Raw genomic sequence first — 7,500 nt, forward strand, 5'->3', positions numbered from 1 at the left:
AGGTCCTGCGCCGAAAATGTCCGGGGCTGAAACACGACACCGAAGCTGAGGAATCACGCAAGTGATTGGTAGAGGAGCATTGTTAACGCGAAGAAGCGGTACCGTAAGGAGCCGTGGAGTGTTAAGAAGAGAGAATGCCGGAATGAGTAGCGAGAAAAAGGTGAGAATCCTTTTGGCCGAATATCTAAGGTTTCCAGAGTAAAGCTGATCTGCTCTGGGTAAGTCGGGGCCTAAGGCGAGGGCGAAAGCCGTAGCCGATGGACAACAGGTTGAGATTCCTGTACTGCAATATAACAGAACTGTGGGGACACGGAAGGAAAGTGGGAGCCGGAAACGGAAAATCCGGTGCAAGCGAGGTAGGAGTTCAGTAGGCAAATCCGCTGAACAATCCGAAGGCGTGATGCGGACCGAACTAAAGTAGGGAAGCCCATGAGCCGGCCGTCAAGAAAAGCCGCTATTGTTTATATTGTACCCGTACCGTAAACCGACACAGGTGGATGAGGAGAGAATCCTAAGGCCGACGGAAGAAGCATTGTTAAGGAACTCGGCAAAATGACCCCGTAACTTCGGGAGAAGGGGTGCCACCGAAAGGTGGCCGCAGAGAATAGGCTCAAGCAACTGTTTAGCAAAAACACAGGTCTATGCAAAACCGAAAGGTGAGGTATATGGGCTGACGCCTGCCCGGTGCTGGAAGGTTAAGGGGAGAGGTTAGACGCAAGTCGAAGCTTTGAACTTAAGCCCCAGTAAACGGCGGCCGTAACTATAACGGTCCTAAGGTAGCGAAATTCCTTGTCGGGTAAGTTCCGACCCGCACGAAAGGCGTAATGATTTGAGCACTGTCTCGACAATGCATCCGGTGAAATTGAAGTACCAGTGAAGATGCTGGTTACCTGCGCCAGGACGGAAAGACCCCATGGAGCTTTACTCCAGCTTGATACTGGGATTCGGTATTGCATGTACAGGATAGGTGGGAGACGAAGAAGTGGTGACGCCAGTTGCCATGGAGTCAATGTTGGGATACCACCCTTGCAGTATTGGGTTTCTAACCAACCGCCGTGACCCGGCGGTGGGACAATGTCAGGCGGGGAGTTTGACTGGGGCGGTCGCCTCCGAAAGGGTATCGGAGGCGCTCAAAGGTTCCCTCAGAATGGTCGGAAACCATTCGAAGAGTGCAAAGGCAGAAGGGAGCTTGACTGCGACACCGACGGGTGGAGCAGGTACGAAAGTAGGACTTAGTGATCCGGTGGTATAAAGTGGGATTGCCATCGCTCAACGGATAAAAGCTACCCTGGGGATAACAGGCTTATCACTCCCAAGAGTTCACATCGACGGAGTGGTTTGGCACCTCGATGTCGGCTCATCGCATCCTGGGGCTGTAGTAGGTCCCAAGGGTTGGGCTGTTCGCCCATTAAAGCGGTACGCGAGCTGGGTTCAGAACGTCGTGAGACAGTTCGGTCCCTATCCGGCGTGGGCGTAGGATATTTGAGAGGAGCTGACCTTAGTACGAGAGGACCGGGTTGGACTGACCACTGGTGTACCGGTTGTTCCGCCAGGAGCATGGCCGGGTAGCCAAGTCGGGAAGGGATAAACGCTGAAGGCATCTAAGCGTGAAGCCCCCCTCAAGATGAGATATCCCATTCCTTAAAGGAAGTAAGACCCCTTGAAGACGACGAGGTAGATAGGGCAGAGGTGGAAGTGCAGCAATGCATGGAGCTGACTGTTACTAATCGGTCGAGGGCTTGACCTGAACACTTAGGGAAGCCAAAGGCAGTGAGGCGAGACGCAAGTTGAGCCGGAACTGGTAAGAGGCAAATCTAAGTACAACGGAAAAGTGTTGCAAAGTGGAAAAAGAAGATGTAAAATCGTATATGTAGTTTTGAGAGTACATAAAAAGAAGAAGTGGCTAGGGATGGCCACTTAAAGTCGTATAAAGGGGATTAGTTCAATGGTAGAGCACCGGTCTCCAAAACCGTCGATGGGGGTTCGAATCCCTCATCCCCTGGAGAGAAGAAGTCCTGCAGATGTAATGTCTGCAGGGCTTTTTTGTATTATATGAGTTAAAGACGGCAAAGGGTAAAATCTCCTAATTACAAAACGCAAGTAAAATCAAGCAGAAACATTTCCAATTCTTTATAATAGTTGCAGGACGGTTGAAAGAGGTGATTTAATGTACGAATGGCAGAAACAAATTCAAGTAATTGTGGATGAAATAGATGAGTGTATGAAAGGTCATAGCGATGAGGCTTTAACTCTGCGCTTTTTAGCTCGGAAGCTGGGTTACTCTGAATATCATACAACAAGAAAGTTCAAAGAGATCTCGGGGATGCAGTTTAGAGAGTATTTACGTCAGAGAAAGTTGGCCTTTGCATTAAAGGAGGTTCGTGATAGCGATAAGAGCCTTCTGGATATTGCCTTTGATTATGGTTTTTCATCCCATGAAGCCTTTACCAGATCTTTCAAAGGAACTTATGGTGTTACGCCCAGTGAGTATCGGAGGAATCCTAAGCCTGTCGTTCTCCGTACAAAAATAAGTCCATTTGACCGTTACTTTTTCGGATTAGGAGAAATTGGTATGATAAAAACAACAGAAGGTGTAAAGGTATATTTTGTTACGATACCAGCACACAAATTTTTGTACATCAAAAACTATGAGAGCAACGGATACTGGGATTTTTGGCAAAAGCAAAGTCTTATTGAGGGACAAGACTATGAAACAATCTGCGGATTACTTGATAGTATTAAAGGAAAATTGGACGACGGCGGGGGGAGCGAAGCCAACTGTGGAAGCGGTCAGATTATGGCTTATATGAATGACCCCAAGGGCAGGCTGTGTGATTGGGGGATACCGCGCTCAGAGTGTTGGGGGGTACGGCTCCCACTAGACTATAGAGGGGAAGTCCCGCCTCAAATGTCTATGGACGACATTCCGGAAAATGAATATATTGTTTTTGAACATGGACCATTTGATTACGAACAAGAAAACTGCAGCGTTGAGGAAAAGATTGAGGCAGCAATGGCAGCTTTTGATTATACCGGGGCTGGTTACTGCCTGGATACTTCTCCCGGAAGAATCATGTATTTTTATTACAATCCAGAACAGTATTTTAAGTATATCAGGCCAGTAAAAAAACTAGATAAAGTCTATAACACGTCCAGCGAAAAATAAAATATGGTTGTACGGTGTAAGAGACCATAAATGGGCTTGTTGGGAAGAATTCCCAACCCTCCGATTTTCCTCTCACTACCTGCAACACCGAGCAGAGCAATTTTGCCGAAGTTTTGAGAGAAATTTTTTAAAATATTTTTTGACTTCTTAATATGAGAAAATTAAAAAATGCTAAAGAGGGAGTTAAAAATCATGATTGATATAGGTTTAAGAATATGTTAGACTGTATTCATCTTAATTTAATGTTTCAGACGTAGGGAAAGAAGTGATTTGTATGTGTATCAACACGAAAAAGAGAAACAAAGGTTTTCTCCATGCAAAGCCAGTAGATTGCGACGGTTGCATGGAGTAAAATAGTCGCAAAATAAAATGCTGGCTTTGTAACTTGACTATCGTAATCAAGGAGGAAGCCCGTATGAAATATAAAAATGCAAAAATCATTCTTCCGGACGCATTGGTAAAAGAGCTACAAAGATATGTTCAAGGCGAATATATTTATGTTCCTATCGAACAGAAACAGCAGAAGCGTTGGGGGGAAGTTTCCGGTTATCGGAAAAACTTAGAGCAGCGTAATCAGCAGATAAAACAAGAATATCAAAGCGGTATTTCTATGAATTGCCTTGCTGAAAAATATTGCTTATCTTTCTACGCTGTTCGGAAAATCATATATCAAAAGTAACCGTAAGGGGCTGCCAAGTGCAGTCTCTTATTTTATTACATAGGAAACTTCATTCCCTATGTAATAAAAACCTCCGGGGGATCACACTGCGGCGGAAAGGAAGATACTGCCTGCGACAGCCCGCTGCAGGCGGAGATTGCGCTTTTGCGCAATCTTTCTTATACCAATCATTTCGGTATCATACAGTGTATAGAATGTCTATCAGAAAGACTGTAAAATAAAGATGAAACATACAAAGATTTTATGAAAGGCGGCACTACTATGTGTACTAGATTCGTTTATCGTGGGAGTAATATGATAACAGGCTTTAATTTTGACATTGACCTTTCTGTGTGGACGCATAAAGTAATGAACGAAAAAGAGTGTTTCTATATCGGGATTTTGCGTCCAGACGGATCCTATCATTCTTATCATGGAGTAAATCAAAACGGAAATGTAGGAACGTTGTTATATGTGCATGGCAATTCTGCCGGAGCGTATCAAGACGGCGATGACTGTATGACGATTGCTGATTTGACAGAGCAATTTATCAAGGCGCAGGTTTCCTTTGATGAGGTTCTTCAAATTGTTAAGTCAAAGAAAATTGTTTATGCACCAGACTCTACCATGCAGGCAATGTTGTCTGATTTTCATGGGCGTACATTGGTAATTGAACCGGGAATTGGTTATCGGGAAGAACAAAGTAAGTATTCTCTGATAACAAATTACTCATTGATAAAGCCGGAAAGCACGAAAGATTTTATTGTACCGGATGATAATAGGTATGAGTTGGCTTTGCAGTTTTTAGATAGCTATAAAAATGATTTTTCAATTTATGACGCATTTACATTGCTTAACACTGTCCGGCAAGAGGGCGCGTGGGCGACCAGAGTTTCATTTGTTTACTCTGCAAATGAACGAACCGTGTATTATACAGAAAATAACCATTTTGAACATATCAACAAATTTATTTTTCCGTTTGACGAATAAGAAGGGAGCAGATATGCCACAGAAAATTTATCCCCGTTCAAAGGACAAAGAAACTGTCTATTTAAAAAGTGTCATCAGTAATCCCAATATTATAATCGGTGATTACACAATATATAACGATTTTGTCAAAGAGCCAAAGGATTTTGAGAAGAACAATGTTTTGTATCACTACCAAATCAATCAGGATAAACTGATAATAGGTAAATTTTGTTCGATTGCCTGCGGAGTAAAATTTATATTCAACAGTGCAAATCACAGTTTATCTTCGCTTTCTGCCTATCCATTCCCTATATTTTTTGAAGAATGGAATTTAGATGTAAAGGATATTACACAAGCGTGGGATAACAAAGGAGATATTGTTATCGGAAATGATGTTTGGATTGGTTATGAAGCAGTCATTTTAGCAGGCGTTACAATTGGAGATGGTGCTATTATCGGAGCGCGAGCAGTTGTCACGAAAGATGTCCCGCCTTATACAATCGTAGGCGGTGTACCTGCAAAACCTATACGAACAAGATTTAATCAAGAAACGGTTGATACATTGCTTAAAATAAAATGGTGGGATTGGTCTAAAGAAAGAATATTCCGAAATATCGCTGCTATTCAATCCGGCAATCTTAAACAATTAAACTAAATCTGCCTTTATGCTAAGCAAAATAGTCCATACTTATCTGGGAGACAAAGGGATTTTTGTCATAAAAGTTTGTATTTTAAAACAGGATATTCCGACTATATAAATGAACTATCAAATCATATATTGCACTTAAATTACTCATATTGCCAAACGTCTATGCTGTTTTGCGGCTGCATACGTGTTTATTGTAAGTACGCCTGGCGGCGCACGTTTCTAACGGGCTGGAGTCCTGAATCCGACACAAATTCTTAGCGATAGAGAAAAGAAACGACGACAGATGGTATTTACTATATTGCTGCCCGGATTAGTTATAGGCGGTAATAACGAGGTAAACACCAACTGACGGTTGACTTCTACACAGTGGGAGAGAGCTTTGGTCATACGCTACAGACGCTATTTTGGCGTAGGGTTAAAACAGAAGAAAGAAGTCCTTGACGCATACCACAGCAGTAGGAAAAACAGATCCGTCAAAAGCATAGAAAGTATAGCCGGAGGGAGCAATAGGTTCCATATCTTACCATTGAAAATCGAACACTAGTTCCTATATAATGATGGCAAAGGAGTGGTATCATGAAGGCAGGAGATATCTGTTACTTTATAGAAAACGGTCACAGAATTAAACAGGCCATTATTACAGGGATACAAGGAGATTTGGTGACTTTAAGATACGATTGTTATAAAGGGATCAGGCTGCGGCAAAGCCGACTGTACAAAACTGAGCAGGAGGCACTTGAAAGCGTGATTCCTGCCGCACCAAAACGTCAGGCAAATCCATATCTGTATTTGCACTGAAATCTTTAGTGTTCTGACAGGAATTTGATTGCACTGGGCATTTGTCAAGCGTCCACAGTACACGGACTATTAACTGGACTATAATACACCCCCGTAATTAGCGGGGGTGCAAACATTACAAGGAATGATTATTTAACGAGATACCTTTTTTCGATTTTCTGGTATTGCCAGGCTATCCAGGCTATGCCAGCGGTACAGGACAAAACAAAGAAGATGACAGAAGCAACAGGATACCAGAATACAATTAATCCTGTGATAAAACACGGAATAGAGCATATGCACCACAGGCGGCTGATTTCCCGGTTGTAAGCTGACAGGTCCTTTACATCTGAGGCTAATACAGGTATAGTGGTCCAAAGTCGCATAGGCTTTTTCATTTTTCGTACATAGATTCCGACTCCCAGCAATAAAAAAGCTCCGCCCCACATGATTAGCAAATAAAAAATATGATCCTTCATAAGCCCACCTCCTTATGCAAAGGGTATAATGCTAGTTAATATTTATTCATCTTATCTTTAGTTTAATACGAATAGTCTGCAAAGTCAAATCCAAATCATGTATCATAACATATCCTTCTTTTTATACATCAGCGACATAAAATCCTACAAAAAGATACATAGATAAGTGTGTAAATCACGCTGAAAAATGGCTTTATGATTTTTCGGAAAATAGTATTGCAGGGGATAGTGCAAGATGATAAGATGATTCTTGAGGCAAATGTAGGCAAAGGAAAAAGAAGGCGGTTGGGTATTGGGAACATTAATTAATGTAGCAGCAGTTTTGTTAGGCGGAGGAATTGGAACTTTTATTAAAGGAAACATTCCCCGAAGATTGGAAGAGATCTTAATGCAGTCCATGGGGCTCTGCGTGATTTTCATAGGGATAAGCGGTGCACTTACCGGCATGTTGAAACCTGCTGGGAATGGGTTAGAGTCCCAGGGGACAATTCTGTTGATCGCGTCTTTGGTACTCGGCTCTTTGTTGGGAGAAGCGTGTAATATTGAATACCATGTGGAGCAGCTGGGAGAACGCCTGAAGAAGCTTGTCAACGCACAGGAAGATACAGGGTTTGTTGCCGGATTTATGAGCAATACGCTGGTGATCTGTATTGGGGCTATGGCGGTGGTGGGAGCACTGCAGGATGGATTTTCGGGAGACTACTCTATGCTTGCAGCAAAAGCAATTTTAGATGGAGTCATCACTATGATATTTGCGGCATCCTTTGGGATAGGGCCGCTATTTTCCGCGCTCCCTCTGGGC

The 7,500-nt window shown here is 42.9% G+C and carries 7 protein-coding genes, 1 tRNA gene and 1 rRNA gene (2 of these 9 cut by a window edge); 8 read left to right on the forward strand and 1 reads right to left on the reverse strand.

Going from position 1 to position 7,500, the window contains the following annotated elements; all coding sequences use genetic code 11:
• The 7 genes from ACGHCT_RS08865 to ACGHCT_RS08895 all read left to right on the forward strand — a co-directional run.
• Nucleotides 1–1,747 (forward strand): 23S ribosomal RNA (locus ACGHCT_RS08865) (it extends 1,145 nt beyond the left edge of the window).
• Nucleotides 1,748–1,931: 184 nt separating this feature from the next.
• A tRNA-Trp gene (locus ACGHCT_RS08870) sits at nt 1,932–2,002 on the forward strand.
• 165 nt (nt 2,003–2,167) lie between these two features.
• The gene (locus ACGHCT_RS08875) at nt 2,168–3,166 is read left to right on the forward strand and encodes a helix-turn-helix transcriptional regulator (protein ID WP_390439568.1); all 999 of its coding nucleotides are present in this window, start codon (nt 2,168–2,170) and stop codon (nt 3,164–3,166) included.
• 415 nt (nt 3,167–3,581) lie between these two features.
• Nucleotides 3,582–3,845 carry a CD3324 family protein gene (locus ACGHCT_RS08880; protein WP_072854896.1) on the forward strand — a complete coding sequence of 88 codons (264 nt, stop codon included), beginning with the start codon at nt 3,582–3,584 and terminating at the stop codon, nt 3,843–3,845.
• A 261-nt stretch (nt 3,846–4,106) separates the two neighbouring features.
• Nucleotides 4,107–4,814, forward strand: a complete 708-nt coding sequence (locus tag ACGHCT_RS08885; RefSeq protein WP_390439571.1) for a conjugal transfer protein — start codon at nt 4,107–4,109, stop codon at nt 4,812–4,814.
• A 13-nt stretch (nt 4,815–4,827) separates the two neighbouring features.
• Nucleotides 4,828–5,448: a CatB-related O-acetyltransferase gene (locus tag ACGHCT_RS08890; protein ID WP_390439573.1), complete on the forward strand. Its 621-nt coding sequence runs from the start codon at nt 4,828–4,830 to the stop codon at nt 5,446–5,448.
• A gap of 570 nt (nt 5,449–6,018) precedes the next feature.
• Nucleotides 6,019–6,240 (forward strand): hypothetical protein, encoded by a 222-nt coding sequence (locus ACGHCT_RS08895; RefSeq protein ID WP_072854899.1) that lies wholly within the window; start codon nt 6,019–6,021, stop codon nt 6,238–6,240.
• Nucleotides 6,241–6,368: 128 nt separating this feature from the next.
• Here the strand turns inward: ACGHCT_RS08895 and ACGHCT_RS08900 are convergent, their stop codons facing one another.
• Nucleotides 6,369–6,698 carry a hypothetical protein gene (locus tag ACGHCT_RS08900; protein WP_390439576.1) on the reverse strand — a complete coding sequence of 110 codons (330 nt, stop codon included), beginning with the start codon at nt 6,696–6,698 and terminating at the stop codon, nt 6,369–6,371.
• 292 nt (nt 6,699–6,990) lie between these two features.
• Between ACGHCT_RS08900 and ACGHCT_RS08905 the strand changes: the two genes are divergently transcribed.
• Nucleotides 6,991–7,500: the 5' portion of a DUF554 domain-containing protein gene (locus ACGHCT_RS08905; protein WP_072854901.1), read on the forward strand. The gene runs 207 nt beyond the window's last position; only the first 510 of its 717 coding nucleotides appear in the window; its start codon is at nt 6,991–6,993; its stop codon lies off the right edge, out of view.

Source organism: Lactonifactor longoviformis, assembly GCF_042848515.1.
GTDB classification, from domain to species: domain Bacteria; phylum Bacillota; class Clostridia; order Lachnospirales; family Lachnospiraceae; genus Lactonifactor; species Lactonifactor longoviformis.